A 25,936-nucleotide genomic window follows, 5' to 3' on the forward strand; every position below is an offset into this window, starting at 1 on the left:
GGAAGAAATCCGGGAACGCGGGCATAGATCGGCCGGGGCCCGCGCGTCCATATGAGCGTTAGGGAACGGGAGGGGTCATGGACCCGCAGGACCAAGAGGGATTCCGGGACTACGTCGACGCCCGGTGGAGCACCCTGCTGCGCCTGGCGAACCTGCTCACCGGCGGCGACCGGCACGAGGCGGAGGACCTGGTGCAGATCGCTCTGATGAAGGCGCTGGGCCGTTGGCGGCACATCGAGGACCCGGACGGTTACGTGCGCAAGGTGATGTACCGCCACCAGGTCAGCCGCTGGCGACTGCGTCGCCCGCACCGTGAGGTGACGTTCGCCGCGCCGCCGGAGGACCACGGCGTCGCCGACGGCACGTCCGACGCCGACCTCCGGATCACCGTGGGGCAGGCGCTCGCCCGGCTGACTCCGCGGCAGCGCACGATGCTGGTGCTGCGCTATTTCGAAGACCTGTCCGAGACCGAGGTGGCGAGCGTCCTGGGCTGTTCCGTGGGCACGGTACGCAGCACCACCCACCGGTCACTGTCCCGGCTGCGCGGACTCGCGCCGGAACTGGCAGCCCCGGCGCCGGCCGCGGACACCGCCCTGAACAGCAACGTACCGAAGGGGGCCCGCACATGAACGCCGACCGGCTCGACCGAGCGATCCGAGACGTCCTGCACCACTGGACCCCCGACAACCCGGGCGCTCCCGCGGGCATCGCCGACCGCATCGTGCGCCGCCGCCGACGGCGGAACCTGGCGCGCGTCACCGGAGCGGCCCTGGGCCTCGCCGGCGTCACGTTCGGCGTGGTCCTCGCCACCGGCGCGGTCGGCGGCGGCAAGGCGCAGCCGCCGGCCTCGCGGGTGAGCGAGCAGAGCAAGCTGCTGTGGCGGACGACGTTGCCCGGCAAGTCCTGGGACGCCTGCACCACCGGTCCCGGCGCCGTCTACTGCCAGGGGGCGGAGTACGACGGTATCGGCGTGGACGCCCGCACCGGAAAGGTCGTGTGGCAGCACAAGGCCAAGGACGCCGACGGCGGCCGCTCTCCGGCGGGGTCGCTGCCCGGCGTCCGCGACGGTGTGCTGTACACCTACGCCGATCACGCCCCGGGGACGTCGACAGCCGGCACCGACCTCGTCGCCCTCGAGATCGTCAGCCGACGGGTGCTGTGGAAGCACGAACTGGCCGACGACAGCCGCAGCCGTGCCTCCGCCGTGCTGTTCGACGGCGGGATTCTCGCCAACTCCCCGACCTTCGAAAGCGTGGTCGCGCTGGACGACAGGACGGGCCGGACGCTGTGGACGTACTCGTGGGAGAAGGCGGATTGCGACCGGGCGGCCATCGGCGGCGTCCCGTACTTGATGTGCTCGCCGGACAGCGAGGAGAGCCCGCAGCGCAGCACCGTCGTCCGGCTGGACCCGGCGACCGGCGAGGCGCGCACGGTGGCGGTCGTCGATGGCCCGACAGCCTACCTGGGCACGGACGGGGACGCAGTGTTGCTGGGCGGTATGGCCGACGGGCAGAAGTACCTCAGTGATCCCGGCCCCGCCACCCTCACTCGCGTCGACGTCGGCTCGGGCCGGGCGTCGCAGCACCATGTCGACGGCCTGCCGATGGGCGTGGTGGCCGACGGCGTCATTCTGACGCCCGGTGGGAACGGCGACGTGGTCGCCTACTCGGCAGGCGACGGGAAGCGGCTGTGGTCGCGCGACCTGGGGCTGAAGCTGCGGGCGGAGCCGGGCGACCCCACGATGCGGGAGCTGCACTCCGGCGCCGCGGTGGATCTCGGCAGTCGTGTGGCGTACTACCTCGGCCCTTCCGGTCGAATGGTGGGTCTCGACCTGGACAACGGTGCGGTGCGCTGGCGCGGCACGGTGCGGGTGCCGGAAGGCCCGGTGGAGGGCGGCATCGCCCCGGAGCTGATGCTCTACGAGAACGGGCTCATCGGCCAGATCGGCGGCGAGCTGTTCCGGATCAGGCCGGAACCGGCCGAGACGGGTTCGTAGCCGCGCGGGAGGAGGCCGGACGGGAGGAGGTCGGGCGGGACGAGTCGATCGCCCTCCCGACCGGTTCATGATGGTATGCCCCTGTTCGGGTTGAATGAGACACTGGTAGTGCCCGGTTCCCGATGCCCGTCGGCGCCGTGGCGAACCGCATGGTGAAGCCCGTCCAGAGGCCGTCCGGCCCGGGGGTGGTCGATGTTCCGCAAGCGTCCCGCACCTGACGGCGAGGAGTTGCTGGCCAGGCTGGCTTCGCTGACGACCCGGACGCGGGAACTCGCCGAACTCCGACGCTCCCAGGTGGAGCTCGCGGTCGCCCTGCAACGCGACATGCTCCCCGCGGATCTGCCCGTGGTCCCCGGCTTCCACCTGGCGGCCTGCTACTCACCCGCCTATGCCGGACTCAACGTGGGCGGCGACTGGTACGACGCCTTCGTACTCCCCGACGGCCGTATCGGCCTGTCCGTCGGAGACGTGCAGGGCCACGCCATCGACGCGGCGGCCTTCATGGGTCAGATACGCGTGGGTCTGCGGGCGCTCGCCTCCGTGGAGAGTGAGCCCGGTGACCTGCTCGCCTGTACGAACGATCTTCTCCTCTCCCTGAACAAGGACCTCTTCGCCACGTGCACCTTCATGCGCTTCGACCCGGCCACCGGCGTTCTGGAGAGCGCGCGGGCCGGGCACATCCCCTGCGTGTGGGCAACGGCGGACGGCAAGGCGGAGGTCTCCGAGGACGAAGGGGGACCGCCGCTGGGCGTCCTGAAGGGAACCGACTTCCCGGTGACCCGGTACCAGCTCGCCACCGGCGGAGTCTTCGTCCTGCTCACGGACGGTGTGGTGGAGGGTCCCTCCCTCAGCGTCGACGAGGGGCTCGAAAGGGTCGTACGGCTGGCGGGCATCGCCGCCGTGGCGGGGATGGAGGCGCACTCACTCGCGGCCGCCGTACTCAAGAACGCCGAGCTGGTGGGGCACGAGGACGACGCGGCGGTACTGGTCGTCGGTCATGACGGGCGCGCTGTTACGCCGTAGGGAGGCACCGGGCACGACTCGCCTCGCCGGCACGGTGACCGCGGTGTCTGATGGCTGCTGTGGTGGGTATCCGTGCTTGGCCGCGACCGGTCGTCCTTGTGTGCGAGACACTGCTCGTCGCCGCCTGCTACTACGGGGCGGGGCGGCTGGGGCTGTCGCAGCAACTGGTCGCGGACGGGGCGGTGGTCACCCCCGTCTACCCGCCCACCGGCGTCGCGCTCGCCTGCCTGCTGCTGTTCGGAGTACGGTGCCTGCCGGGTATCGCGGTCGGCGCCCTGCTGGTGGTCGCGTCCCTGACCGCGCCAGGGCTCTCGGCCGTCGGAGTCGTGATCGGCAACACCGCCGCACCCCTGTGTGCCCTCCTGCTGTTGCGCGCGGTGGGATTCCGCGTGAGCCTGAGCCGGCTGCGCGACGGCCTCGCGCTGGTGTTCCTGGGGGCGCTGACCGCCATGCTGATCAGTTCCGGGGCGGGCGTCGGCATACTCGTCCTCACGGACAAACTCGCCACCGACGACGTCTGGCTCGTCTGGCTGGCGTGGTGGGTGGGTGACGCCATGGGCGTCGTCATCGTCACCCCGCTGCTGCTTCTGCTGCACCGCGCCCGCCTGCCGCCCCCGTCCGGCCGATGGGGTGAGGCCGCGGGGCTCACCCTCGTCGTGTGCGTACTCGTACCGCTGGTCACGTACAGCTCGGTCAGCGTCCTGTTCCTCGTGTTCCCGATCCTGATCTGGGCCGCGCTGCGCTTCCAGCTGGCCGGCGGCATGCCGTGCGCCCTCTTCGCCTCGGTGGTGGCCACCGTCGCCGCCAGGGACGAGGCCGGCTCCTTCGGACGACTGACCGACGTCGAGACGATGATGAAGCTCCAGGCGTTCAACGGGACCCTGGGCCTGACCGCGCTCCTGCTGTCCGCCGTGATCAGCGAACAGCTCAACACCAGACGGTCGGTGGAACGGGCCTGCCACGAGCTGGTCGAGGCGCTGCAGCATCTGAACGCCGGTGGTCCGGGCAGCACGGGAGCGCCCGGGAGAGACGGCCGGTGAGGTGCTGCGGCTTCCTGCGGTCCGATCCCGCCGGGCCGGCCCAGAGCGCCTCCGGGGGCGTGATCGAGCGTGACCGCCGGCCCGGCCGTTCAGCCTCGGGGCGGCAGTGGCCCCGGGTCGTCGACGGGGATGTCCAGCCGTGCGGCCACGGTGGCGAGGGCCGTCCCCAGCGGGAGCGCGACCCGGGTGCGGGCGTGCCGGTCGCCCCGGGTCGGGTCCCGGTTGACGATCAGCACCGGCTTCCCGTCCTGCGCCGCCTGGCGGACGAACCGCAGCCCGGACATCACCGTCAGTGACGACCCGAGGACCAGCAGGGAATCCGCCGCGCGGACCAGCGTGCGGCAGTGCTCGACCCGCCGGGGCGGCACGGTTTCACCGAAGAACACCACGTCCGGTTTGAGGATGCCGCCGCAGACCGCGCAGAGCACCACGCGGAAGTCCCCGACCTGCTCGTCGGTGAGGTCGGCGTCACCGTCCGGGTTGATTCCGGCGGCCACCGGCTCGAAGCCCGCGTTGGCCTCCTCCAGTCGCCGGGCGAGCTCACGGCGCGGACCGAGGACGCCGCAGGAGAGGCAGACGACCCGGTCCAGACTTCCGTGGAGTTCCACGACGTCCTCGCTGCCGGCGGCCTGGTGCAGGCCGTCGACGTTCTGGGTGATCACACCCGAGAGCAGGCCGTGCCGTTCGAACGCGGCCACGGCCCGGTGCCCGGCGTTGGGACGGGCGCGGCCGAAGACGCGCCAGCCGAGATGGCTGCGCGCCCAGTACCGGCGTCGCGCCCGGGCACTGCCGGTGAAGTCCTGGTAGGTCATCGGGGTGTGCCGGCTCAGGCTCCCGCCCTCGCCCCGGTAGTCGGGGATACCCGACTCCGTGGAGATGCCCGCCCCGCTGAGCACCAGCACACCACCGGCGCTCAGCGCGTCGGCGACCGGTCCCGGATCCAGGCTGCCCGGGGGCAGGTCCTCGTCAGGGGTCCAGCTGAGTGTGGGGCGCGTGCGCATGCCGCCAGGGTACGGAACAGCCCGGCCCGGGGCACGGACGTGATCACCCGTCAGCGGCCGTCGACGGACTCCGCCCGGGTGGCGGCCCCGCTCGGACCGACGTCCGTCCGCGTGGCCTGCCAGGTCCGAGACGGCCTCGTCGAGTACGACGGTACAGCGACGACGCCCGGTCGTATCTGCCCGACCACGGCGGCTGCGTCTCCACCGTCTTCATGGACGTCCATGACGCCCGGCTCCCAGGAGTGCCCACACATGCTGACCCTTCCCACCCGGCGCCGCGGCGCCGCCCCGCGCCGCGGACCGCGATCCAGGCACGCACTGGGCGCCACGGTGTGCCTGCTCACCCTCGCCGGTACGGCACTGGCCACGGCTCCGGCTCCGGCCGCCGACGCCGCGCCGCCGCCCCCCTCGGCGTTCTGGCGCCCGGACCTGTCCCGTACCGGCGCCGACGATGTCAACGTCCGGTACGAGTCGGGCACCCTGCGGGTGCGGGACGGTTCCGTCAACCCCGCCTCCCTGGGCCGCGACCGCGGCTATGCCTCCGCCGTGCTGGAGACACACCACCTCGACCGGCCGGTCAACCGGGTCGCCGTGAGTCTCGACGCGACGGTGCCCGCGGCGGCGAGCGTCGAGGTCGACGTACGGGGACGGGCCGCCGACGGGACCTGGACCGAGTGGCGAAGTGCGGCGACCGGCACCCCGGCGGAGCTGCCGCGCCACGTCGTCGACGTCCAGGCCCGGCTCACTCTGTGGAACGCCGAGGGCGGGGCCACGGCCGCGGTGAGAGCGCTGACACTGACGGCGGACGACACGGGCAGCGCGCCCGCCGAACCCGCGCCGAAGGCGGCGTCGGCCTTCTCCGCCCGGGTCTACGCCACCCGCGAGGGTCTGGTCGGACACACCACCGCCAACGGCCACGTCATCCGTGAGGACGACCACTTCGTGGCGCTCCCCTCACGACGGGCCCTGTCGCCCAACGGCAGCGGCCAGTATGCGGTGCGGGTGTGCGGGCCGGTCCGCTGTGAGACCGCACCGGTGTGGGACGTCGGCCCGTGGAACACGCACGACGACCACTGGAACCCCTCCGCGCAGCGCGAGCAGTGGAAGGATCTGCCGCGCGGCCTTCCCGAGGCGCAGGCGGCGTACGAGAACGGCTACAACGGGGGACGCGACGAGTTCGGCCGGCAGGTCGCCAACCCGGCCGGCATCGACCTGGCCGACGGCACCTTCTACAACGTCGGCCTCGACGACAACGGCTGGGTGACCGTCACCTACCTCTGGACCGACGACGGCGGCGACACCACGTCGTTCCCGACGTGGGGCACCGACGTGAGCATCCGGCAGCAGGCGACGACGACCTCCACCCGCGTGGCGAGCCTGCCCGGACCCACGACCGTGCGGGTGCGGTGCCAGGTCCGCGGTCAGCTCGTGAACTACGACGGCCACAGCAACGACGCCTGGTCCTACCTGCCCGACTACGGCGGCTACGTCTCCAACATCTTCCTCGACGTCACCGACCCCTGGCTCCCAGACGTGCCCACCTGCTGAGCCCGCGGGGCGTCAGCGGGTGACCGGCGGCGTGGACGGGGCGGCGCCCGACGAAGGGGCCGCCCCGTCCACCAGCGCGCGTCCCAGCACGGTACGGCGGTGTGCCGATCGGCCCTGGGCACGGCGGCAGACACAGCGCCGTGCCCAGGGCTGCCGTCATCGGCGTCTCCAGCGTCTCCGGTGACTCCAGCGTCCGGAGAGCCGCCGCAGGAGCGCGGGCATCGGCTGCCCCACCACGCGTTCCACCGCCCGCACGTCGTCCGCGGACGCCGGATCGGGCAGTTCGCTGTCGGCCACGTGCGCGCGGACAGCCAGGATCAGTTCCGTCGGTCACGAGGAGATTCTCGGGCACCTCTGGTCGTTCGACTGCACCCTCGTCACCTAACCTTGTGTCCCAAGACGTCAGGTGCCATGTGTACACATCTTGGGGAGGCCATGGTGCTCGGAAGGGGCGCGCGGTTGCTCGCGGGTGCCATGGCCGTGGCATGCCTGCTGTTGATGGGTCCCAGCGCACCGGGCGATGCCCTCGTCGTCAGGCCGCTGCCCTCCGACGCTCCCAGGGACGTCGTACAGAACCGGGTCATGACGTGGAACATCTGCAACCCGTGCGAGGAGAGCGACGTCGAACGGGCGGCGGAGATCGCCACGTACGCCCCCCAGATCGTCGGCATGCAAGAAGCGTGCGTGCGTGACGTCGAGAGAATCCGGGCATATCTGGAGAGCCTCTACGGGCTCGTCTACCACGTCGAGTACGGAACGGTGCTTCGTCACCGGGGGCGGTGCGGGGGGACGCCGTGGAATCCGGGGGCCTTCGGCCAGGCGGTCCTCTCGGCGGCGCCGATGACGGACCACGTCAACGTGGAGTATCCCGACGGCGGATCCGAGGACCGTGGGTACATGGCAGTCACCACCACGGTGGACGGCGAGCCCGTCCGGGTCTTCAACACCCACCTCGCCCATCGACGTCAGGAGGCGATCCGAGCGGGCCAGACCGACGTACTCGCCGCGGCTGTCGCCCGGCACGAGCGTGCGATCGTTCTCGGCGACTTCAACGCCGTGCCCGACGCTCCCGAACTCGCCCGGATGTGGGCCCTGGCCACGGACGCGGACCCCCAGTGCCATCCCCCCTCCGCCGGCACCTGCGAGCTGACCACCGACTGGCACAGCAAGTTCGACTACGTCTTCCTGCGGGGCTTCGCCCCCCTCGAGCACCGCGTGCACCCCACCCCGTACTCGGACCACCACCTGGTCCACGCCGACCTGGGCCCGCGGAACCGCACGCCACGATCGGCACCCTGACCGACACCCTTCGCGCGCTGTGACGAGCGGCGACGACTTCATACGCGTACAGCGGGCATGGAAGCGGATCGAGGCGTGGATGGAACGCCTCCCTCCCGCTTCGCACGCGATGCCCGACCCGCCCGCCGCCCCGTCCCCCTGCCGCTCGTGCCGGTCGATCCGGCACGAGTGACAGGGGCCACGAGGTCGCGTCACGCGACGGCGGTTCCCTCGAGCTCGACCATCTGGCCGGGGATCGCCAGTCGCGTCACCTCGAGCATCGTGGAGGCGGGCGCCACTCCGGCGGCGCCCAGTCGCGCCGCCAGCACGCCGTAGTGCTGGAAGAGCAGATCGGCGTCGGTCGTGTAGACGTTGAGCCGGACCAGGTTCACGAGAGACATGCCGGCCTCGCCGAGCACCGCCTCCAGGTTGTCGATGCTCAGCGTCAACTGCGCCGCCATGTCACCGTCGTGCTGAGGCTTGCCGTCGCCGCTCATCGCGGTCTGTCCCGAGACGTACAGGGTCCGTGTGTGCCCGGAGACGACCTCACCCTGGTTGAATCCCATCTCCACCGACCACGTGACCGGGTTGACCGCTGTTCGTTCCACTGCCGCATCAGCTCCATTCGTTCCATCGGAAGTACGCACGTCCATCGGCTCGGTGGCCACCAGCTCCGACGTCGCGGCAACGAGCCTCCCAACGAATCACGACATCCTTGGTCATGTATTCCGATAAAGTCCTCGCATGCGTGCCGACCGGCTGGTCTCACTGGTGTTACTGCTGCGCCGGCACGGTCGGCTGACAGCGACCTTCCAGGACTCCCGGCACGCCGAATGGGCGCTGTGGCAGCTCGGTACGGACGCGGAAGCCCTGGCCCCGACGTCGTTGCGCACCTCCCTGCGCGACCGCGCCGCGGCGATGGCCGCCCGATACGCAGACTCATCCCCGGAGTGAGGCACACACCATGTGCCGCGGGTCCCGAACAGACCGGCACGCCCCGCCAACAGCGCGGCGCGCGCGGGTCGCACGGCGCCGCGGTTCGCGTTCCCGTCGCCGCGTCGGCAGGATGACATCATGATCGAGATCCGCACCCCGCGTCTTGTCCTGCGTCGATGGCTGGACGACGACCTCGTCCGCCTGTCCGAGATCCATGCCGACCCGGTGGTGATGCAGGGAATCGGCGACGGCAGGCCGCGTTCCCTGGAGCAGACTGCCGAGGACATCGAGGCGTGGGAGGAGGAATGGGACGAGGAAGGGTTCGGGATGTTCGCGGTCGAATTCCTGGGCTCCGGTGAGCTGGCCGGCGCTGTCGGCCTGTCCGTTGCCGACGCTCCGGCCGAGGTCGCCGGTCAGGTGACGATCAGCTGGCGGCTCGGACGGGTCTTCTGGGGGCAGGGTTACGCCTCCGAAGCAGCGCACGCCACTCTGGAGTTCGCCCTGCAGGATCGTGGCCTCGATCGCGTGGTCGCCGTATGCCGGACGGGCGACGGCGCCTCCGTCAACGTACTCGACAAACTCGGCATGCAGGCGGAAGGCACCGCACAGCACCCGGTCCACGGCCACGACCTCGCGGTCTTCGGCATTGACCTGACGCAGTACCAGCAGTAGGTGGGCGTGGGCGACGACGGCCGGCGGACACGGCAACGGGACAGCGGCCTCCGGTACGCCGGTCCGGCTCACCCATAAGAACCAGTCGTGCGGCGAGCACGGGCACGCCGCGCTCGTCCTGGGGTTCCCTGCGCGATGCTGATCGGACCTGCGTGCCGGACCCACCGGCAATGGACGCGTCCCCCACGGGGTACGCGACGGTCCGATGGCTTCGGAAGGGATGTGGGGAGCGGATGAGCGCGACCACGGCGGCACTCTCCCTGCTCGGCGTTGCGGTGCTGGCGGTGCTCGGTGTGTACGGCGCGGCCCGGGCGATGCGCCTGGAGCCGGAACCGGCGGTGGCCGCGCCGTTCGGTAGCGGGTGGGAGCCGACGGAGCACGCGGTGAGCCGGTTCCACGTGCGCTGGTACACCGTGACGATGCTGTTCCTGGCCTTCGACATGGAGATGGTCTTCATGTATCCGTGGACCCGCGTCGTCTCCGCCATGGGGGCCGGCGCGGTGATCGAGATGTTCGTCTTCCTCGCGGTCCTCCTCGCCGGTGTCGTCCACGCCTGGCGGGAGGGTGCGCTGCGATGGACGTGACCCGCCGGGCCCTGCGCGCCGTGGCCGCACGGCCGCGCGTGCTGCTGGCCACCCTGCCGGGCGGGACGGCGGTGCGGCTGGCCGCCGAACGGCACCTGCGGCTGCGGGACTGGCCCACGGCCGCGACACCCGCCGAGGCCGATCTCCTCGTCGTCGCCGGGCCGGGCCACCCGGACTCGCGGCCACCCCTCGACCGGCTCTGGCGGGACATGCCGGCGCCCCGCGCCCGCGTACACGCGCCCACCGTGAACGACGTCGAGACGGCATTGAACGACGGCCGGACCCGGCTGTGTTCGCCCACCGGTGGGGATGCCGGACACGTGGGGCAGGGGGGCCAAGCGGACCGGGGCCAAGCCGGCCACGACGAGCGCGTCGACCGGTACGACACCCGAAGCGACCATGGTGGCCACGACGCCCATGGCGGCCACGGCGGAATGGAGATGCGGGACGGGCTGCCCATGGCCGAGCGGGGTGAGGACCGTGACGGCCTCACCCTGGACCGACTGCACATGCCGCTGGGGCCGTTCCTCGCCGACTGGCCGCCCGGGCTGACGATCCGTCTGGTACTCCAGGGCGACGTGGTCCAGCAGGCGGACCTCACAGAGGTCATGGGGCCGGGTCCCGTCGGCGAGACGCCCGCGCCGTTCTGGTCGCAGCCGTGGCTGCGCGCGGAGGCGGGCGAGCCGGTGATGGTGGGGGAGGCGGTGCGGCGGAGGTCGGCCGCACACCTGGACAGCCTGGGCCGGCTGCTCGCGGTGGCGGGCTGGCCCGCCGAGGCGATGGTGGCCCGGCGGCTGCGCGACGACCTGCTCGCCGAAGGCTCTCCGGCGACGTACGCGCCCCGCCTGGAGCGCTTCGCGCACCGGGTGGGCCGGTCGCGGACACTGGCCTGGCTGACCCGCGGGATCGGCGAGCTGGGCACCGACGAAGCGCGGGAGCGCGGGGTCGGCGGCCCGGCGGCCCGGGCCGGCGGTGACGTCACCGACCGCTACCGGAAGTGGCTCACCGATCTCCGAGGCGACGTTCGGCGGCTGGACGAGCCGGCTCTCCTCGACCCCACGGCGGAGGAGAGCCCACGCGGTCGGTGGAAGACCGGGCGCCCTCCTCCGTCGGCCGCGCTGGTCGCGCTGCTGCCCCGGATGCTGGCCGGTACCGAACTGGCGGCGGCCCGCCTTGTCGTGGCCGGCCTCGATCCGGACCTCGACGAACTCGCGGCCGGGCCGGAGGTGACGGCAGGTGCTTGAGGCCGGCGCGTGGTGGACCGTACTCGCGGCTCCCGTACTCCTGCTCGTCCTCGCGGTGCTGGCCGTGGCCGGCCACGCGGTACTGGAGACGCGGGACGCCGGACGGCCGGTCACCCCGTACGCCGCGGCACGGCCGCTGCTCGGCGTACCCCGGGAGTTGCTCGCGCAGCCGCGGCGGCTGCCCGCCGCCGACCGGCTGCTGTGGCGGACGGGCGTCGTCATCGTGCCGGTGTCCGCGGTGCTGTCCACGTTGGTGATCCCGTTCGGGAACGTGGCGGTCGCCGACCCTTCGGTCGGGCTGGTCTGGTTCAACGCCATGGAGGTGCTGACTTGGGCGGGGCTGTGGCTGGCCGGCTGGGGCCCGAACGCGGCCCTGTCCCTGGTCGGCGGCTACCGGTTCCTCGCCCAGGGCCTGGCCTACGAGCTGCCGCTGATGTTCGCGCTGATCTCCACCGCCACCGGCGCGCAGTCGCTGCGGGTCGGGGACATCGCCGCCGCCCAGCACGGCCTGTGGTACGTGGTGTGGATGCCGGTCGCCTTCCTCGTCTACCTGTCCGGAGTCCTCGCCTTCAGTTTCCTGGGACCTTTCGCCTACCCGGCCGGCCGCGACATCGCGGGCGGCGTGCTGAGCGAGATCTCCGGTCCGGACCGGCTGCTGCTGAGGGCCGGGCGGTGGTTGTGGCTGGCCGCGGGCGCCGCGATGGCCGTGCCGCTGTTCCTCGGCGCCGGCGTGGGGCCGTGGTTGCCGGCGTGGGCCTGGTCGCTGGTGAAGACGCTGCTGGTCCTGGCCGTACTGGTGGTGGCCGTGCGGCGGTTGCCGGTCCTGCGGGCCGACCGGTACGTGGAGCTGGCCTGGGTGGTGCTCGTCCCGCTGACGATCGTGCAGGCCCTGGTGCCGGCCGTGGTGGTGTTGAGCCGATGACCGATGACCGATGACCGATGACCCGGAACCGAGAGGAGTGATCGTGCCATGCGGACGGCCATGGGCATGACGGACACCGTTCTGCTGGTGGTGCTCGGCGTGCTCGCCCTGACCGGCGGCGTCCTGGTGTTCACCCTGAACTCGATGGCCCGGGTCACCTTCGCGCTGCTCGCCTCCCTGGTGTGCGTGGGCGGTGTGGCTGCCGTACTGGGACTGCCGTACCTCGGCGTGGTCATCGTGCTGATGATGGTCATGGAAATGCTGATCATGGCCGTGTTCATGATCGCCTACATGATGAACCCCGCCGGGCTCATGCCGATGTCGATGCTGCACAACAAACGCGGCTCGCTGGTCGTCAGCGGCGCCGTGTTCGCCGCTCTCGTCACCGGGATCTTCCTGGTGCCGTGGCCCGAGGACGCGCCGGCGGCCCGGCCCGAGGACTCCACCGTGCAGGTGGGCACGGAGCTGATGGGCGATCAGATGCTGACGATGGTGACCCTGGGCTTCGTTCTGCTGGCCACCATGGTCGGCGCCACCGTGCTCGCCACCCACCGGGGGCGCTACGACCGCTTCGGTGACGACCTGGACCGGCCCGCCGACGACCCGACCGGCGGAGGGGTGGGCCGGTGACGTTCGAACTCCTCCTGGTCCTGGCCGCGGGCCTCTTCTGCACCGGCCTGTTCGGCGCGCTGTCCCAGCAGTCCATCGTCATGATCATGATGGGGATCGAGCTGATGATCGGCGGTGTCATCGTCGCCGCCGCCTGCTTCTGGCACTTCCTCGCCCCCTCCGCGGCGAGCGGGCAAGTGATCATCGTGGCCGCGGTGGTGGCGATGGCGGTGGAGATGGCAGTGGGCTTCGGCGTCACCACCGCGATCTACCGCGCCCGCCAGGTCGACATGACCGACATGGCCGAGGAGCTGAAGGGATGAGCGCCCTGCTCTGGCTGCTCGTCGCCCTCCCGCTCGGCGTCGGAGCCGCCCTGGCGGTGGCGGGCGCCCGCGTCGACCGGCAGGCGCCCGTCCTCGGCGGGGCGGCGACGGTGGTGACCCTCGGCCTCGCCGTCGCCGTGGCGGTGGCGAGGCCGGAGACCGACGTTCCGCTGTTCGCCGGAGTGCGCGCGGGACTGGCGGTGGACGGCCTGTCCGCGGTGCTGGTGGTCACCGTCGCCGCCGTCACCACCGCGGTACTCGTCTTCGCCGCGGGCGAGTTCGGCCCGGGCGAGAACCGCGGCCGGTTCTTCGGGCTGATGCTCGTCTTCGCCGCGGCCATGCTGGTGACCGTCACGGCCACCACCCTGCCGCTGCTCCTGATGGCCTGGGAGGTGATGGGCGCCGCCAGCTGGGCACTCATCGGCCACTGGTGGCGGCAGCCCGAGCGGGTACGGGCGGCCGACGTCGCCTTCCTGACCACCCGCACCGCCGACCTCGGGCTCTATCTCGCGGCCGGCGCCGCCCTGGCCGGCGGGGTCGGCTCACTGAGCCTGGACGCCCTGCCGCACGCCTCCGGGCCCTGGCTGCACCTGGTCACCGCCGGGGCGGTGGCCGCCGCGCTCGGCAAGTCGGCCCAGCTGCCGTTCTCCTTCTGGCTGTCACGTGCCATGCAGGGCCCCAGCCCGGTCTCGGCACTGCTGCACTCGGCGACGATGGTGGCCGCCGGCGCCTACCTGCTGCTGCGCCTGAACCCGCTGCTGGCCGCCACCGGCTGGGCCGGCCCGCTCGTCGCCTGGACCGGCGCCGTCACCGCCCTCGCCCTGGGCGTCGTCGCCGTCACCCAGAGCGACCTCAAGCAGCTGCTGGCGGCCTCCACTTCCGCACAGATCGGTTTCATGGTCATGGCCGCCGGCACCGGCGGCATCGCCGCGGGCACCACGCAACTCGTCGCGCACGCCGCGACCAAGTCGGGGCTCTTCCTTGCCGCCGGGGCCTGGCTGACGGCGCTGGGTACCAAGCAGCTGTCGGCCCTGCGCGGGGCCGCCCGCCGGTACCGGCTGGTCGGCGGCGCCTTCGTCGGCGGCGCGCTGACCCTCGCGGGCCTGCCGCCGCTGTCCCTGTGGGCGGCCAAGGACGAGGTCCTCGCGTCCGCCCGTGCCGACGACACCGGCCTGTACGCCGTGGGCCTGGCGGCGGCCGCCGTGGCGGCCGTCTACAGCGTCAAGGCCGTCCGGTACGTCACCCGGCCCCTGCCCGCGGACGCGGAGAGCGGCTACGACACCGAGCGGCGCGGCACCCGGCGCACCGCCCGCACCACCCCCGCCCCCCTCCTCGCCCTCACGCTCGCGGCAGCCGGACTGGGAGTACTGACCCTGCCCGGCCCCGCGTCCTGGCTGAAACGGCTGGCCGGCACCCCGCACGAGCCGTCGCCGAGGCCGTGGGAGCTGGGCCTGTCCGCCGGTGTCGCGTGCGCCGCCGCCGGCCTGGCGTGGTGGTGGTCCGCCCGCCCGGCACCCGCACCGAGCGCCGCCCGACGATGGGCGGGGGAGTGGCTGGGTCTGGAGCGGGCCGCACAAGCCGTCGTGGTGCGTCCCGTGCTCGGCCTCGCGCGGGCGCTGGCCGTCTTCGACGACCGGGTCGTGGACGGCGCGGTGCGCCGGGTGGGCGCCTGCGGCCTGGCGGCCGCCGGGCTCGCCCGCCGCCTGGACGACGGCGGCATCGACGGGGCCGTCCGCGCGATCGCCTCGGGAGCCCGGGCACTGGGCCGCAGGGCTCGCCGCCCGCAGACCGGACTGCTGCACCAGTACTACGCCCAGGCGGCCGTCGGCTTCGCCGTGCTCGTCCTGATCATCCTGTTGGTGAGGTAACCCCTGTGCTCAGCGTCGCCACCTTCCTGCCGCTCCTGGTGTGCGTGGTCCTGCTGTTCCTGCCGTGCGCCCTCCCCGACCGGACGTGCGTCGGGATCTGGATCGCCACCGCCACCGTGGAGCTCGCCCTGGTCGTCGGGCTGTGGGCGGGCTTCCATGCCGGCGACGGGATGCAGTACGAGCAGCGGGCGCGCTGGATCCCCAGCGCCGGGGTCGGCTACCACGTGGGTGTCGACGGGCTGTCCCTGCCCCTGGTCGCCCTCACCTGCCTGCTCTTCCTGGCCGTCGCCGTGTACTCACTGAGGGAACGACGGCGGGTGCGCTCGTACGTGTGTCTGTTCCTCTTCCTGCAGACCGTCGCCGTCGGCCTGTTCGTCGCCCTCGACCTGATCCTCTTCTTCGTCTTCTTCGACCTGTCGATCGTCGGCATGTTCTTCGTCATCGCCGGCTGGGGCCACGGCGAACGCGCCCGGGCGGCGGCACTGAAGTTCTTCCTCTACACCTTCCTCGGTTCCCTCGCGCTGCTGCTCGGCTTCATCGGCCTGTACCTGGCCGCCGACCCGCACACCTTCGACATCACCGACCTCACGCGTGCCGACCCGCTGGCGGGCCGGGGTCCGTACGCCGGTCTGGTACTGCTGGCCGTCGGCGTCGGCCTGGCGGTCAAGACACCGACCGTGCCGTTCCACACCTGGCTGCCGCCCGCCCACACCGACGCGCCCGCCGCCGGCTCGGCGATCCTGGCCGGGGTCCTGCTGAAGATGGGCGCGTACGGTTTCGTGCGCATCGCCATGCCCCTGCTGCCGGGCAGCTGGCGCCGGTACGCCCTGACCGTCGTCGTCGTCGGCGCCGTCTCCGTCGTGTACGGCGCCCTGGTCGCCCTGGCGCAGACCGACTTCAAGCGCATGATCGCCTACACGTCGGTGAGTCACATGGGTTACGTCGTGCTGGCCGTCGGCGCGGCCGGCACCCTGGCCGGCACCGACACGCAGGCCCGCTCCCTGGCGGTGACCGGCGCGGTCACCCAGATGGTCAGCCACGGACTGATCACCGGCGCGTTGTTCCTGCTCTGCGGCGTGTTGTACGACCGCGGACGGACCTACGCGATGGACGCCTACTCCGGCCTGGCCGCCCACGCCCCACGGTTCGCGGCGGTCACTTCCGTCGCCGCGTTCGCCAGTCTGGGCATCCCCGGCTTCTCGGGCTTCATCGCCGAGTTCCAGATCTTCACCGGTTCCCTGGCCTCGCAGGCGGTCGCCACCGCCATCGCCCTGACCGGCATCCTCATCACCGCCGCCCTGTTCCTGACCGCGCTGCGGCGCATGTTCCTCGGTACCCCGCGCCTGCCGCGGACCGTCCCCACCGGCCGCATCGCTGACCTGGACCGCCACGAGGCGCTGCCCGTCGTCGCCCTGCTGGCGGTCGCCCTGGTGATCGGCGTCGTACCCCGCTGGCTCCTGGACGTCATCGAACCGGCCGGCCGCGCCCTGACCGGGCTGGTGTCACGGTGAACGAGAACCTCACCGCCCTCGTCCCCGAGATCGCCCTGCTGGGCGCCGCCGTGGCCGGCCTCCTCGCCGGCTCCTGGCTGCCCCGCCGCCGCCAGTGGGCCGTCGCGGTCCTGGCGGCCGCCGCCTGCACGGCCGGCCTCGCGGCCACCGCGATCACCATGATCACCGACCGTGAACAGACCGTCTTCGCCCACGCGTTCGCCGTCGACACCGCGACCGACGCCGGCCGTCTCATCGTCCTCGGCGGGCTGCTGCTGGTCATCGGCATGTCCGTGGACACGGTACGGGGACACAAGCGCGAGACGGAGTACTGGGTGCTGCTGTGCCTGACCGGCGCGGGCACCCTCGCCCTGCTCGGCGCGAACGACCTGCTGACGCTGTTCGCGGCCTACCTGCTGGCGAGCATCCCCGCCTACGCGCTGACCGCCTTCGCCAAGGACTCCCGCGGCACCGAAGCCGCCCTGAAGTACTACCTGTTGGGCGCCCTGCTCGGCACCACGATGCTGGCCGGCACCGCCCTCCTCTACGGCGCCGGCGGGGCCACCCTCTACCGGCAGCTGCGCACAACCCTGCCGGACGCGCCGTACGGCCTCGTCGCCGTCGGCCTCGTCTGCGTGCTGGCCGGAGTGCTGTTCAAGGCGGGCGCCGTTCCCGCACACTTCTGGGTCCCCGATGTCACCGAGGGCGCGCCGACCCCCGTCGCCGCCTACGTCACCACCCTGCCGAAGATCGGCGCTCTCGTCGCCGGCTACCGCCTGCTCAGCCAGGTCCTGCCCGGCAGCGACGTCAACTGGCCGCCGGTGCCGGCCGTCCTCGCCGCGGTCACCATGACGCTGGGCAACCTGGCCGCGTTCTTCCAGACCTCCGTCAAGCGCCTGCTCGCCTACTCCGCCATCAGCCAGGTCGGTTACCTCCTGATGGCCCTCGCCGTCGCGGGCCGCAGCGACTTCGCCCTCAAGAGTCTGTTGTTCTACCTGGCCGCCTACGCGGCCACCAACCTCGGCGCCTTCGCGGTCGTGGCAGCGCTGCCGAAGGCCCGCCGCCTGGACGACTACCGAGGTCTGGCGCGCCGCCGGCCCGGTCTGGCCGCCGTCCTCGTGGTCTGCCTGCTCGGCCTGGTCGGCACTCCGCCCACCGGCGTCTTCCTCGGCAAACTGGAGATCTTCGGCGCGGCGATCGACGGCGGTGCCACCTGGCTCGCCGTTCTCGCCGTCGCCAACACCGTCGCATCCCTCTTCTACTACCTGCGCTGGCTCATGCCTCTCTTCGCCACCGGTGGCCCCGCGCCCGCCGCCGCCCACGCCGCGCCGGGCCGCTGGACGGCGGCGACGGCGTACACCGCCGGCACGGCCTCCCTGGCCCTGGGCGTCGCCGGCGGGGCGGTGCTGCCCGCCATGACGGGGACGCTGCTCTCCTGACCCCGCGCCGAGGGGGGCCGGGCGGTGGCGTACACCGCCGGCACGGCGGGACAGGTCGGGAATTGCGTCGCCCGTACTCACTGCACGGGAGCAGCACTGGTGAGGGAGGCCCGGCGACCGGGAACGGGCCGCGACCACGACGACGGGCGAGTGCCGGCACGAGGTGTCACGCTGAGTTCGTACAGGAACTGCGAAAGGGAATCGCCGTGATCACCAATGACTTTGCCCCCGGCTCCCCCTGCTGGCTCGACATCGGCACACCCGACGTCGCCGGCACAGCGGCCTTCTACGGCGCCGTGCTCGGCTGGGACTACGAGTCCATGGGGGAGGACGTGGAAGGCGGCATGTTCCGCAAGGACGGCAAGATCGTCGCCGGACTGGGCAAGCTCACCGAGGAGAGCGCGCGCTCCGCCTGGATGATCTACTACCGCGTCACCGACGCGGACGCCACGACCGAGGCCGTGCGAGGCGGTGGCGGGACGGTGCGAGTCGCGCCGACGGCCCTCGACGACTGGGGCCGGATGGCTCAGTACAGCGACCCCTCGGGGGGCCAGTTCGCCGCGTGGCAGCCGGGCAGGACCAAGGGCGTCGAGCTGGTGGACCAGCCGGGATCGCTCTCCTGGACCGAGCTGTACACGAGCGACGCCGCGGCGGCCAAGGAGTTCTACGGCGGTGTCTTCGGCTGGCAGTTCGGTGACATGGAGCTGCCCGGCGGCGGAGGCACGTACTCCCTCATCACTCCCGCCGGTCTTCCCGAGGAGCGCATGCACGGCGGCGTCATGCAGCTGCGCGAGCAGGACCTCGGCCTGGCGAACGGCCGGGCGTACTGGCATCCGGTCTTCGCCGTCACCGACTGCGACGCCGCGGTCGCCGCGGTCACGGAGAACGGCGGCAGCGTACAGATGGGTCCGGAGGACGCGCAGGGCGTCGGCCGGCTGGCCGTCTGCCTCGATCCGTCGAACGCGGACTTCGTGGTACTCACCCCGGCCCAGGAGTGACCGCACCCACCGGGCTGCCGCGCCGTCCGGCGGTCGCCCGGCCAACCGGAAGGCTCCGGCCGGACTCTCGAGGGGCGCGGGTCACACTCCCTTCACCTTGGCGTTCGTCGTGATCTCGTAGACCAGTTCGAGCGTGCGCCGGCCGCCCGGGGGGAGGGGGACGTCCCAGCGGACGATGCCGTCCGCGTCGATGTCGTCGGGCGCGGGGGAACACGCCTCCCGGCGCAGGCTCACCTCCACTGCCGAGGTCTCCGACACCGGGATGCGTTCGCGTACGGCGATCATGTGCTCCTCGTGGTCCGCGGGCCCCGAGAAGCGCGAGAGATACAGCCGGACGGTGCGTGTCAGGACGGTCCGCTGGGTGGGACCGGCCGTGTCACGGTTCTCCTCGGTCTGCCGCACGACCCGGTGGTCGTCGCGGTTGCCGAAAGCGAGGGCGGCCAAGGCGCCTGGGGCGGTGAAGTCCAGCGTGCCACGCCCCAGGAAGCCACTGCCGCTGACGAGGTCCACGGGCCCGGCGAGGAGCGCGTGACCGGAGCGGTTGTCGAACCGCACCACCTGGCCCACCAGTGGGGACAGTTCGGGTGAGCAGGCGTACTCCCTGCTCGCGGTGGTGCTGAAGTGGGAGAGCGGCACGCGGTGGGCCCGTCCGTCGGACGGTACCGACACGGGGGCGCCGCAGCGCAGGACCCGGACCTCGCCGCCGTCGTCGACTCCCGGCAGGCCCCGCACCGGCGCGGGACCCAGGTCGGCGATGTCCTCTTCGCGCAGCTCGACCTGGATACCGCGGCGCTCCGCCGTGGAACGCTCCCGGAGCGTCAGCCTGTCCTCTCCCAACCGCGGAGGTTGGGTGGCGAGCGTGCTGCGGGCCGTTGACAGCGTCATCTGTACGCCGGACCAGTCCTCCCCGGTGCGCTGCCAGACCATCGCGTTCGTGTCCAGGGTGAGTGACTCCGCGTCGAGTACGGCCCGGTAGGCGGGCCGCCACAGGGCGCACGGGACGAGATGGGTGACGCGCAGTCCGGCCGGCCCGGCGGCGGTCGCGCGGACGGTCAGCTCGACGTGGCCGACCAGCTCGGCGGGTTCCGTTTCGGAGAGCTCCAAGGCGTGCCGGGCATCGGAGAGTTCGGCCGCGAGTGTGGTCAACCGGGCGTTCACCACCCGTAGCCGCTCGCCATGGGTGTCGCGTTCCTCGTCGACCCGGTCCAGTTCGCGGGCCCACCGGATCCTGTCCGTCTCCCCGAGGCCCGCGCCTTCGCCGATCTCGCGCAGCAGATCGGTGGCGAGACGACCGAGCAGGTCGAGACGGGCGTGCAGCCGCTCACGTTGCCGGCCCACCGTGTGCTGCTCCTCTTCGAGGACTCCTACACGGCGGCGCAGGGCGGAGTCGTCGTCGGCGGGCCCCGGCCCCCGCGGCGTCCACTCGCGTACGATCCGGGCGTCGAGCACGGTCGCCGGGCAGTCGGCGGGCAACTCGGCCTGCAGGCTGTGGTCGACGGTCAGCGCACTGACCGGTCCCAGACGCAGGCGCTGGGTACCGGCCGTCAGGTCGAGCACCGCGGTTCGCTCGACGAGTGCCCGGTCCTCCAGACAGGTGACGGCGGTGACGGGGAGGCCGATGGCATCGGGGCTGGTGGGCATGAGGTTGTCAGCTCCTGCGGTTGCCGCCGGTCAGGGCCTTGCCGGCCGGGATGCGTATGACGTAGCCGCCGTCGAGGGCGGCAGTGGCGCGGGCCGGCAGTTCGACTCGCCACAGGCGGGTGCCGGACGCGTGTTGCCCGGACTGGGTCCCGTCGGCGGGCGCCTGCCAGTCGGCCTTCTCCTCGATCCTGATGTCCGCGTCGGAGGTGACCGGTACTCGCTCGCGCACCTCCACGGTGACGGGAACCGGCAGCCGGTTCGCGAGCTCCACATGGACACGGTGGTCGAGCACGGTCACGTTGTTGCGCAGCCCTGACGTCGACTCACGCAGGCTTGTACGGCGTGCGACTCCGACAGCCTCGTCGGGTCCGAGCCCCACGCGGCACACTCCGCCGGGAGCCAGCGTGGGCAGGGACGTGGTCATCAGGAAGTCCCCGTCGGTCGCGACCTCCAGCGGACCCGCCAACAGCGCCTGGTCGGTGGCGTTGGAGAGCACCAGCGTCGTGTAGACCGCCTGCTCCACCGACGGGACGCACAGGTACTCGGTGCGCAGGTCCACCGCCGTCTCGCCGAGGGTGATCGTGTGCCACGTACCGTCCGAGGGGACGTCGGCGCGGGCGGCGGCTTCGTAGCGGTGGTCGAAGGAACCGGCCGACTCGCGGGGGCGTACGGCGTTCTCCGGCAGGGGCAGCGCCGCGACCGTCTCGGCGCGTTGACGGTGTTCGGCCGTCGCCGGGCCGAGGGCCGAGTCCGGGAACAGTCGCCCGCGACGCTCGCGCCCCGAGTCGGGGCCGTGCAGAACCATGGCCGCGTAGTCGAGTTCGGCCCCGCTCGGCCGCGGGGGCCCGGACACCGGGGCGGACGAGGGGGCGGCGGGCGCGGCCGGAGAGCCGGGTACGGGTGGAGGGCCGGGTACGGGTGGAGGTGCGGCCCGGCCGGGGGCCGCGGGAGCCACAGCGCGGGCGGCGGCGGGCCCGCCGCCGGTACGGGGAGCGCCGCCGTCCTTCCGGCGGGCGTGTGGTGGGGAGTGAGCGGGTGCCGAGCCGCCGAACGCGGCGGGCACCGGTCCCGCCGCGGCTCCGCCGGGCGGCGGAGGGACGGAGAAGGGCGCACCATGATCCGTCATCGGCGGGGGCGGGGGCGAGACGGGGCCGGAGGAAGGAGCGGTTTCGGCCGGCACGGTGGCCGGGGCGGTGGCCGGGGCGGGCATGGCGGCCTGGACGGCCACCGCGGACCTGCCGACACCAGGACGTGGTTCCGCCGCGTCGTAGCCGCCGAAGAGGCCGACCAGCCCGGGTGGCGGCTCACGCCACCCCGACGGTGCGGGAGCGGGTTGACCGCGTCCGATGCGGATGGAGCGGAGCCGGGGTACGTCGGTGCGCCGCCGCAGATCGGCCGTGGCCAGCGAGACGCGGACGCCGGTCCAGTCCTCGCCGGTGCGCTGCGCGATCGCCGCCCGCAGCGACAGCCGCCCGTCGCTCCCGCCCTGGCGGTGGGCGAGACGGTAGGCCGGCACCCAGACGGCGCCGGGCACCCCGTACTCCACCTCCACCTCGACGCGCGTGTCGCTGCCGCCCGTGAGGGTGACGGCCGCGCACAGGGTGGTCCCGACGCGTGCGGCGGGGGCGTCGGTGGAGGCGCGGGAGAGTCTGTCCGTGGCCACGTCCAGCGCGTGCTCGACCTGCTTCAGTTCCTCTTCCGACTCTCGCAGGCGGGAGTGCAGCGCGGTCAACCGGTCGTCGACGAACTCGGCGAGGTCCAGCCAGGCGTCGACGGGGGTGCGGCGGTGCGGATCCTCGGCTTGGCGGGGTGGCGGCACCGGGCGCAGGGCCGCCACCTCGTCGATCAGCCCCTGCTGCCGGTTCCGGTGGGCCCGGGCTGCCTGCACGGCGTCGCCAAGCCGCTCCACCTCGTGCCGCAGCTCGTCGACCGCAGGGCTGCCGAGCGGCTCGGCCTCGACCTCCACCCCGGCCTCGGTGACACGCGCGCCGGTGGCGTCCAGCACCCGCACCCGCAGGGAGCCCGGGTCCATGGAACGCGGCAGGCCGGTCACCCGCACCCGTCCGTCGAGGGGCACGCTGCCGCGGGCGAGCCGTCGGCACAGGGCGCCTTGCGCGTACACCACCACCGAGTCGAGTGCCGATGACCAGCTCGGGACCGTCCCAGCCTTCATGTGCTCCCCCCATGCCGCCGTGGCAGTGCTGAGGGAACTCTATGCCGGATGCCTCCGTACGAGTCGCGTCTTCTCAACTGCCTTCACGCCACCGTGTTGCGGCCCTGGTTCACGGCCTGCCGTCCGATGCGGACGGTGCCGCCGACCCGGCCGGTCCTGGCCGTCATGGCCCCCGTCCTGGTGTGGCTGGCCGCGGACCCCCTGTTGGGGCACCGGCTGCGGATCGCCGACGGCGAGGGGACGCTCGTCATCGGCGCCGTCCCCGTGGCGGTCCTCGCACTGCTCGCGTCGCTCTCGGGCTGGGGACTGCTGGCCGTCCTAAAGCGGGTTCGGGGCGCCGCACGCCCGCGCCGTCTGGACGGGGGTGGCCGTCGCCGTACTGGCCGTGTCCCTCCTGCCGTTGATCGGTGACGGCATGGACGGCGGCACGCGGGCCTCCCTCGCTCTGATGCACCTGGCGGTGGCGGCGGTGCTGATTCCGGGGCTGCGTGGCAGGCCCCCCGGGGCGCGAGCCGGTGCCGCCGAGCGGTGACCCCAGTCCCGGATACGCCGCGGACAGCACCAGATGGCGGCGTCCGTGCCCAGGCTCCAGCTCTCCGTCGCCAGTTGGGCGTGACACGGTCTCCCGGATCACCGGCGGCGTCGTGCGAGGCGGGGGAATGCCCTCGCTTTGCCGGTCGGCCTGGGTAGTACGCCCGCGACGGCGTCGGCCAGCAGGGTGCCGACCGTCTCTCGTGCGCAGACGCGGTTGGCGCCGATGCCTCCCGTGGGACCTCGTTTGATCCAGCCCACGACATAGGTCCCGGCACTGCCGGCCACGCGGCCCCGCTCGTGCGGAACCGTACCGGTCGCCTCGTCGAACGGCAGTCCGGTCTGGGGCGCTCCCCGGTAGCCGATCGCCCGCAGCGTCATTCCGGTCGGGATGTCCAGCTCTTCCGTCCCGTGGGTGACGCGCACGGCACGCACATGCTCGTCCCCGCACACTTCCGTGGGCGTGGACAGGAACCGGAACACGATGCGGCGCCGCCGCCCTGTCGGGTCCGGTGGCACGGACCAGTCGACGGCCTCCCGCGCAACGCCTCGCAGGATGCCCGCCTTGTCCTGCGACCCGGCGGCGTCCATCACCGCGCCGATGCGCGGATCGTGTTCGTCGACGATCAGGTCCACCTCGGGAAGGTGCTTCAGAGCGAGCAGTTCGGAGCGGGTGCAGGCGGCGTGCTCGGGCCCCCGGCGTCCGAGCAGCACCACCTCGCGCACCTTGCTGCGCCGCAGTTCCGCCAGCGCGTGGCTTGCGATTCCCGTGTCGGCCAGCGCCTCCGGCTCGGAGACCAGGATACGGGCGACGTCGAGGGCGACGTTGCCGTTGCCGACCACGACGACACGCTCGGTCGAGAGATCGACGGCGTCCGGCGCTACTTCCGGGTGTGCGTTGTACCAGGCGACGAAGGTGGTCGCGGAGAGGCTCCCCGTCCGCTTCTCGCCGGGTATGCCGAGCTGCCGGTCCGTGGCGGCGCCCACTGCGTAGATCACCGCATCGTGGTGTGCGGCGACTTCTTCGGCCGTGATGTCTCCACCCACCTCGAGGCCGAGGTGCATGCGCACGCGCGGATGCGTGTGGAAGCGGGCGAAGGTGTCGCCGATCTTCTTGGTCGCCGGGTGGTCCGGGGCGACGCCGTAGCGAACGAGGCCACCGGCGATCGGCAGCCGGTCGATGAGCGTCACCTCGGCCCGGGTGTGCAGCAGCAGGTCCTCGGCGGCGTACATGCCCGCCGGCCCGGTGCCGACGATCGCGACCCGTAGCGGTCCGAAGTCCGACGGAAGGATCCGGTCGAAGGTCGGCTTGCCCCAAGCGTGGAAGTTCGGTCCGAAGTCGTCTGTTTCCTGCGCACTCGCCCGCGACTTCTTCTCGGCCTGCTCGAAGTAGGCCGCGTTGACGTCGGCGTACTCCCGCTGGTCGGTGGTCAGGCTGCTGACGGGGAAGACGGCGTCCACCGGGCAGACATCGGAGCATGCGCCGCAGTCGATGCATGTCTCCGGGTCGATGTGCAGCATCTCCGTGCTGCCGAAGGCCCGTTCCTCGGGGGTGGGACGGATGCAGTTGACCGGGCAGACGGACACACAGGTCGCGTCGTTGCAGCAGGTCTGGGTGATCGCGAAGGCCATGTCGTCCGCTCGGCTCCGGGTCGTCAGATCAGGTTGGCGCGCTGGTAGAAGAACAGCGCGGGCTTGGTGAGCAGGCCCACCGACGTCAGGTACTCCATCAGGCCGGAGCAACTCGAGCGCATCATCGACTTGTGGTGCTCGTTGGCCTTGGCCTCGTGGACGGCACGCTGCTCGTCCAGTCCGGCGTTCGAGTAGACCTTCCGGTTCACCATGCTGGTGACGATGACGTAGGCGGCCACGGCGATCAGGAGCGACTGAACATGGCGGCGGATCCGTCCGGCACGCGCAAGGTGCCTGCGCGTCTCGTCGCGGGCGAACTGCATGTGCCGTGATTCCTCGACGACATGGATGTTGTTGATGGTGCGGACGAAGGGCACGACACGTTCGTCGCGCATCCAGTCGCGCTGCATGACGTCGAGGACCTCCTCGGCGACCAGGATCGCCGCGTACGCCGCCTCGCCGTAGGCGACGGTCTTGAAGAACCGGCCGAGTTCGACCGCCACTCGGTGCGGACGGTAGGCCGGCGCCCGAAGCTTTTCCGCACCGCGAGCGAACATGATCGAGTGGCGGCACTCGTCGGCGATCTCGGTGAGGGCCCACTGGAAGGTGTCACTGGTCGGGTCCTTCGCGTAGATGTCCCGAAGCACCATCTGCTGCAGGATCATCTCGAACCAGATACCGGTGCTCGCCACCGACGCGGCCTCCTGCCGTGTCAGCGCCTTGCGCTGCGCGTCGGTCATCTCGTCCCAGTAGGCCGTCCCGTACAGGGTGCTCCACTCCGGACTCGCGCCGTGGCAGCTCTCGTCGAGCGGCGTCTCCCAGTCGACGTCGGTGAGCGGGTCGTACGAGAGCTGCGCGGACGAGTCGAGCAGTCGCCGCGCGATGCCGGGGTCGGTCGCGCGGCTCCTGGGCTTGGGCCGCGAGATGTTGATGGCCATGCTGGAACTCCTCGAGCCGGTCGGGGAAGTGCCTCGCCCTGCCATGCTAT

Annotated in this window: 23 protein-coding genes and 2 pseudogenes; 18 read left to right on the forward strand and 7 right to left on the reverse strand. The window is 72.3% G+C overall.

Annotation, left to right across the window (positions count from 1 at the left end; genetic code table 11):
- Nucleotides 1–77: 77 nt before the first annotated feature.
- From ABEA26_RS24480 to ABEA26_RS24495, 4 genes are all read left to right on the forward strand, one after another.
- Nucleotides 78–629 (forward strand): SigE family RNA polymerase sigma factor, encoded by a 552-nt coding sequence (locus ABEA26_RS24480; protein WP_345595493.1) that lies wholly within the window; start codon nt 78–80, stop codon nt 627–629.
- Complete coding sequence (locus ABEA26_RS24485; protein ID WP_345595494.1) at nt 626–1,996, forward strand: outer membrane protein assembly factor BamB family protein; 1,371 nt, start codon at nt 626–628, stop codon at nt 1,994–1,996. The genes ABEA26_RS24480 and ABEA26_RS24485 overlap by 4 nt, the downstream gene beginning before the upstream one ends.
- A gap of 192 nt (nt 1,997–2,188) precedes the next feature.
- The gene (locus tag ABEA26_RS24490) at nt 2,189–3,019 is read left to right on the forward strand and encodes a PP2C family protein-serine/threonine phosphatase (RefSeq protein WP_345595495.1); all 831 of its coding nucleotides are present in this window, start codon (nt 2,189–2,191) and stop codon (nt 3,017–3,019) included.
- 50 nt (nt 3,020–3,069) lie between these two features.
- Entirely contained in the window at nt 3,070–4,059 is a 990-nt protein-coding gene (locus ABEA26_RS24495; protein ID WP_345595496.1) for an MASE1 domain-containing protein, read from the forward strand.
- Nucleotides 4,060–4,148: 89 nt separating this feature from the next.
- Here the strand turns inward: ABEA26_RS24495 and ABEA26_RS24500 are convergent, their stop codons facing one another.
- Nucleotides 4,149–5,060, reverse strand: coding sequence for an NAD-dependent protein deacetylase (locus ABEA26_RS24500; protein WP_345595497.1), 912 nt, complete (start codon nt 5,058–5,060; stop codon nt 4,149–4,151).
- Between the two features lie 252 nt (nt 5,061–5,312).
- Here ABEA26_RS24500 and ABEA26_RS24505 point away from each other — a divergent pair, with 252 nt between their 5' ends.
- Nucleotides 5,313–6,608, forward strand: a complete 1,296-nt coding sequence (locus tag ABEA26_RS24505) for a hypothetical protein (RefSeq protein ID WP_345595498.1) — start codon at nt 5,313–5,315, stop codon at nt 6,606–6,608.
- Between the two features lie 435 nt (nt 6,609–7,043).
- A complete protein-coding gene (locus ABEA26_RS24510) occupies nt 7,044–7,907 on the forward strand; it encodes an endonuclease/exonuclease/phosphatase family protein (protein WP_345595499.1) in 864 nt (287 codons plus the stop codon).
- A gap of 191 nt (nt 7,908–8,098) precedes the next feature.
- On the opposite strand, the gene ABEA26_RS24515 is transcribed toward ABEA26_RS24510, so the two are convergent.
- Nucleotides 8,099–8,494, reverse strand: coding sequence for a RidA family protein (locus tag ABEA26_RS24515; RefSeq protein ID WP_345595500.1), 396 nt, complete (start codon nt 8,492–8,494; stop codon nt 8,099–8,101).
- 187 nt (nt 8,495–8,681) lie between these two features.
- On the opposite strand from ABEA26_RS24515, the pseudogene ABEA26_RS24520 reads away from it, so the two are divergent.
- The 11 genes and pseudogenes from ABEA26_RS24520 to ABEA26_RS24570 all read left to right on the forward strand — a co-directional run.
- A pseudogene (locus ABEA26_RS24520) lies at nt 8,682–8,840 on the forward strand (WCX domain-containing protein); the annotation flags it as partial.
- Nucleotides 8,841–8,960: 120 nt separating this feature from the next.
- Nucleotides 8,961–9,494 carry a GNAT family N-acetyltransferase gene (locus ABEA26_RS24525; protein ID WP_345595501.1) on the forward strand — a complete coding sequence of 178 codons (534 nt, stop codon included), beginning with the start codon at nt 8,961–8,963 and terminating at the stop codon, nt 9,492–9,494.
- A 233-nt stretch (nt 9,495–9,727) separates the two neighbouring features.
- Nucleotides 9,728–10,078, forward strand: a complete 351-nt coding sequence (locus ABEA26_RS24530) for an NADH-quinone oxidoreductase subunit A (protein ID WP_345595502.1) — start codon at nt 9,728–9,730, stop codon at nt 10,076–10,078.
- Complete coding sequence (locus tag ABEA26_RS24535) at nt 10,069–11,322, forward strand: hypothetical protein (protein ID WP_345595503.1); 1,254 nt, start codon at nt 10,069–10,071, stop codon at nt 11,320–11,322. Before ABEA26_RS24530 ends, ABEA26_RS24535 begins: the two co-directional genes overlap by 10 nt.
- Nucleotides 11,315–12,244 (forward strand): complex I subunit 1 family protein, encoded by a 930-nt coding sequence (locus tag ABEA26_RS24540; RefSeq protein ID WP_345595504.1) that lies wholly within the window; start codon nt 11,315–11,317, stop codon nt 12,242–12,244. The genes ABEA26_RS24535 and ABEA26_RS24540 overlap by 8 nt, the downstream gene beginning before the upstream one ends.
- Before the next feature lie 66 nt (nt 12,245–12,310).
- Nucleotides 12,311–12,874: an NADH-quinone oxidoreductase subunit J gene (locus tag ABEA26_RS24545; protein WP_345595514.1), complete on the forward strand. Its 564-nt coding sequence runs from the start codon at nt 12,311–12,313 to the stop codon at nt 12,872–12,874.
- A complete protein-coding gene (locus ABEA26_RS24550) occupies nt 12,871–13,176 on the forward strand; it encodes an NADH-quinone oxidoreductase subunit NuoK (protein ID WP_345595505.1) in 306 nt (101 codons plus the stop codon). Before ABEA26_RS24545 ends, ABEA26_RS24550 begins: the two co-directional genes overlap by 4 nt.
- Nucleotides 13,173–15,044 carry a proton-conducting transporter transmembrane domain-containing protein gene (locus ABEA26_RS24555; protein ID WP_345595506.1) on the forward strand — a complete coding sequence of 624 codons (1,872 nt, stop codon included), beginning with the start codon at nt 13,173–13,175 and terminating at the stop codon, nt 15,042–15,044. Before ABEA26_RS24550 ends, ABEA26_RS24555 begins: the two co-directional genes overlap by 4 nt.
- 5 nt (nt 15,045–15,049) lie before the next feature.
- Nucleotides 15,050–16,555, forward strand: a complete 1,506-nt coding sequence (locus ABEA26_RS24560; RefSeq protein WP_345595507.1) for a complex I subunit 4 family protein — start codon at nt 15,050–15,052, stop codon at nt 16,553–16,555.
- Entirely contained in the window at nt 16,552–17,973 is a 1,422-nt protein-coding gene (locus ABEA26_RS24565; RefSeq protein WP_345595508.1) for an NADH-quinone oxidoreductase subunit N, read from the forward strand. Before ABEA26_RS24560 ends, ABEA26_RS24565 begins: the two co-directional genes overlap by 4 nt.
- Nucleotides 17,974–18,179: 206 nt before the next feature.
- A complete protein-coding gene (locus tag ABEA26_RS24570; protein WP_345595509.1) occupies nt 18,180–18,971 on the forward strand; it encodes a VOC family protein in 792 nt (263 codons plus the stop codon).
- Nucleotides 18,972–19,052: 81 nt separating this feature from the next.
- Here ABEA26_RS24570 and ABEA26_RS24575 read toward each other — a convergent pair whose 3' ends face one another.
- The 3 genes from ABEA26_RS24575 to ABEA26_RS24585 form a co-directional block, all read right to left on the reverse strand.
- Nucleotides 19,053–20,612 carry a mucoidy inhibitor MuiA family protein gene (locus ABEA26_RS24575; protein WP_345595510.1) on the reverse strand — a complete coding sequence of 520 codons (1,560 nt, stop codon included), beginning with the start codon at nt 20,610–20,612 and terminating at the stop codon, nt 19,053–19,055.
- 7 nt (nt 20,613–20,619) lie between these two features.
- On the reverse strand, nt 20,620–22,785 hold the full coding sequence (locus ABEA26_RS24580; RefSeq protein WP_345595511.1) for a DUF4139 domain-containing protein: 2,166 nt from the start codon (nt 22,783–22,785) through the stop codon (nt 20,620–20,622).
- Between the two features lie 83 nt (nt 22,786–22,868).
- A complete protein-coding gene (locus ABEA26_RS24585) occupies nt 22,869–23,036 on the reverse strand; it encodes a hypothetical protein (RefSeq protein ID WP_345595515.1) in 168 nt (55 codons plus the stop codon).
- Between ABEA26_RS24585 and ABEA26_RS24590 the strand changes: the two are divergent.
- A pseudogene (locus tag ABEA26_RS24590) lies at nt 22,966–23,317 on the forward strand (DUF6069 family protein). The gene ABEA26_RS24585 and the pseudogene ABEA26_RS24590 overlap by 71 nt on opposite strands.
- A 98-nt stretch (nt 23,318–23,415) precedes the next feature.
- Here the strand turns inward: ABEA26_RS24590 and ABEA26_RS24595 are convergent.
- The gene (locus ABEA26_RS24595; RefSeq protein ID WP_345595512.1) at nt 23,416–24,948 is read right to left on the reverse strand and encodes an FAD-dependent oxidoreductase; all 1,533 of its coding nucleotides are present in this window, start codon (nt 24,946–24,948) and stop codon (nt 23,416–23,418) included.
- Nucleotides 24,949–24,971: 23 nt separating this feature from the next.
- Complete coding sequence (locus tag ABEA26_RS24600; RefSeq protein ID WP_345595513.1) at nt 24,972–25,886, reverse strand: AurF N-oxygenase family protein; 915 nt, start codon at nt 25,884–25,886, stop codon at nt 24,972–24,974.
- Nucleotides 25,887–25,936 lie beyond the last annotated feature (50 nt).

Origin of the sequence: Streptomyces marokkonensis, from assembly GCF_039539045.1 — a bacterium.
Classification (GTDB): Bacteria; Actinomycetota; Actinomycetes; order Streptomycetales; family Streptomycetaceae; genus Streptomyces; species Streptomyces marokkonensis.

Coding starts and splice junctions, on each gene's coding strand:
- ABEA26_RS24585 (WP_345595515.1), bottom strand. CDS start 23,036: ATGACGAGCGTCCCCTCGCCGTCGGCGATCCGCAGCCGGTGCCCCAAC.
- ABEA26_RS24595 (WP_345595512.1), bottom strand. CDS start 24,948: ATGGCCTTCGCGATCACCCAGACCTGCTGCAACGACGCGACCTGTGTG.
- ABEA26_RS24580 (WP_345595511.1), bottom strand. CDS start 22,785: ATGAAGGCTGGGACGGTCCCGAGCTGGTCATCGGCACTCGACTCGGTG.
- ABEA26_RS24490 (WP_345595495.1), top strand. CDS start 2,189: ATGTTCCGCAAGCGTCCCGCACCTGACGGCGAGGAGTTGCTGGCCAGG.
- ABEA26_RS24530 (WP_345595502.1), top strand. CDS start 9,728: ATGAGCGCGACCACGGCGGCACTCTCCCTGCTCGGCGTTGCGGTGCTG.
- ABEA26_RS24505 (WP_345595498.1), top strand. CDS start 5,313: ATGCTGACCCTTCCCACCCGGCGCCGCGGCGCCGCCCCGCGCCGCGGA.
- ABEA26_RS24500 (WP_345595497.1), bottom strand. CDS start 5,060: ATGCGCACGCGCCCCACACTCAGCTGGACCCCTGACGAGGACCTGCCC.
- ABEA26_RS24575 (WP_345595510.1), bottom strand. CDS start 20,612: ATGCCCACCAGCCCCGATGCCATCGGCCTCCCCGTCACCGCCGTCACC.
- ABEA26_RS24535 (WP_345595503.1), top strand. CDS start 10,069: ATGGACGTGACCCGCCGGGCCCTGCGCGCCGTGGCCGCACGGCCGCGC.
- ABEA26_RS24480 (WP_345595493.1), top strand. CDS start 78: ATGGACCCGCAGGACCAAGAGGGATTCCGGGACTACGTCGACGCCCGG.
- ABEA26_RS24495 (WP_345595496.1), top strand. CDS start 3,070: ATGGCTGCTGTGGTGGGTATCCGTGCTTGGCCGCGACCGGTCGTCCTT.
- ABEA26_RS24555 (WP_345595506.1), top strand. CDS start 13,173: ATGAGCGCCCTGCTCTGGCTGCTCGTCGCCCTCCCGCTCGGCGTCGGA.
- ABEA26_RS24600 (WP_345595513.1), bottom strand. CDS start 25,886: ATGGCCATCAACATCTCGCGGCCCAAGCCCAGGAGCCGCGCGACCGAC.
- ABEA26_RS24510 (WP_345595499.1), top strand. CDS start 7,044: ATGGTGCTCGGAAGGGGCGCGCGGTTGCTCGCGGGTGCCATGGCCGTG.
- ABEA26_RS24545 (WP_345595514.1), top strand. CDS start 12,311: ATGACGGACACCGTTCTGCTGGTGGTGCTCGGCGTGCTCGCCCTGACC.
- ABEA26_RS24485 (WP_345595494.1), top strand. CDS start 626: ATGAACGCCGACCGGCTCGACCGAGCGATCCGAGACGTCCTGCACCAC.
- ABEA26_RS24525 (WP_345595501.1), top strand. CDS start 8,961: ATGATCGAGATCCGCACCCCGCGTCTTGTCCTGCGTCGATGGCTGGAC.